The sequence below is a fragment of the uncultured Campylobacter sp. genome, from assembly GCF_937996225.1.
GTDB lineage: Bacteria > Campylobacterota > Campylobacteria > Campylobacterales > Campylobacteraceae > Campylobacter_B.
The window spans coordinates 1-1,644 of the sequence record NZ_CALKTC010000014.1; the positions used below are offsets into that span (position 1 = coordinate 1).

At 44.0% G+C, this 1,644-nt stretch carries 1 protein-coding gene and 1 pseudogene; both read left to right on the forward strand.

Annotated elements, in window-relative coordinates:
• Window positions 1-450: pseudogene (locus tag Q0174_RS01705) on the forward strand (hypothetical protein); the annotation flags it as partial.
• 191 nt (window positions 451-641) lie between these two features.
• Window positions 642-1,644: tape measure protein (locus Q0174_RS01710; RefSeq protein WP_298041270.1), on the forward strand; the 1,003-nt coding region annotated here is incomplete at its 3' end.

A 1,644-nucleotide genomic window follows, 5' to 3' on the forward strand; every position in this document is an offset into this window, starting at 1 on the left:
CGCGCCGAGCTTTTTTTGCAAGGCAAGATCACGATGCGCGATCTTATCACGCAGCAGGGACGAGAGCTTGATTTAAGTGATATTTATAAAAAGAAGAGGTTAAACGAATATGACACTAGGAATGTTAAGCATTTTGATATTCCGCGCAAACTAGCAAAAAGAATAAATTTAAAAACGGATAGCATACGGGGTAGCATTGATTATTTATACGAAAAGCACCCTGAAATGTTTATCAACAAAGATGATTTAAAAAATCAAATTACGGATGCTTTACAAAATCCCGAATTTATAAAAGAAGCTACATTTAAAACTAGCGGTGTAATTTTCGGCAAGTCAATAGACGACGAGAAAAAGAAAATGATCGACATCGGCATAAACATAAACGACGGCGTTATTTTTCATATAAATAAGAAGCGTTGGGATGCTACGATGAAAGCCTTAAAAAAATAGATAAGCGGTGAGACCACCCACACCCTCACACAGGTTTCTATCCCCAGGGGCGGTAATGCTTTGCTAAGAAGCTGGGCTGTTTGACGAGCCGTTCGCTTACCTATTTGTGACAGTATACCATAAATTTTAAAATTTTCCAAAACCAAAGCTCGCTTAAAAATTTTCTATAATTCAGCCAAGAAAGGCGAGAAGTGGACGTAGCAAATTTAACCGTATCTATCAAAACATCGGGCGTAAGCGGGGCTAAAAACGATTTAAACAATCTTGACGGCGCCGTAAAAAAAGCAAAAAACAGCGCAGATCAATTTCGCGGCTCGCTTTTAGCCGTTAAAGCGGCGGCGGCAGCAATCGCAGGATCTGCGCTAATAAAAGAATTCGTCCAAACCGCCGACGCGATGAGCAATATGAACTCTCGCTTAAAAATGGCTACTAGCTCAATGTCGGAATTTCTGCTTCAACAAAAAGCGATGCACGCTCTGGCGCGCGAAACGCATTCGGACATTGAAGATACTACGAATTTATACGTCAAATTGGCGCCTGCGCTGAAAGACCTAGGCAAATCCACAAGCGAAATCAACGATATGGTATCGAGTTTCACTAAAGCTTTGAAACTAGGCGGCGCTAGTGCGGAGGAGAGCGCGGCTGCGATAAAACAGTTCGGACAGGCTATGGGTAGCGGCGCGCTAAGAGGCGATGAATTTAACTCGATCGCAGAGGCAAGCCCTACGCTTCTAAGGTATATGGCGGAGGGCTTAGGCGTAAATGTAGGAGAGCTTAGAAAGCTAGGAAGCGAGGGCAAGCTGACGGCAGAGGCGCTATCTGATGCGTTTTCTAAGATGAAAGAGACGATTGACGAGGATTTTTCGCAACTGCCTGTAACCGTCGGTAGCGCCTTTACAGATTTGAAAACCGAAATTTCGCTCCTAGCCGACGACTTTAACAAGGTTTCGGATGCGACGGGCGGCATAAGCGGCTCGATTGAATATTTCGCCAATCTCATTAAAAATAATCGCTCCGACATCATAGAATTCGGGCGAGACGTATACCGCTCGTTTGAGCTGATGGGCACGGGTATTTTATACCTCGGTGCGGGCGTAGTGAAATCTTTTACTGCAATGCCTGCAGCCGTATTAAGTGCTGTAGATAAAATGGTGGATGTAATAGTTCAGCGTATAAACGCGGTAATAGGTATGG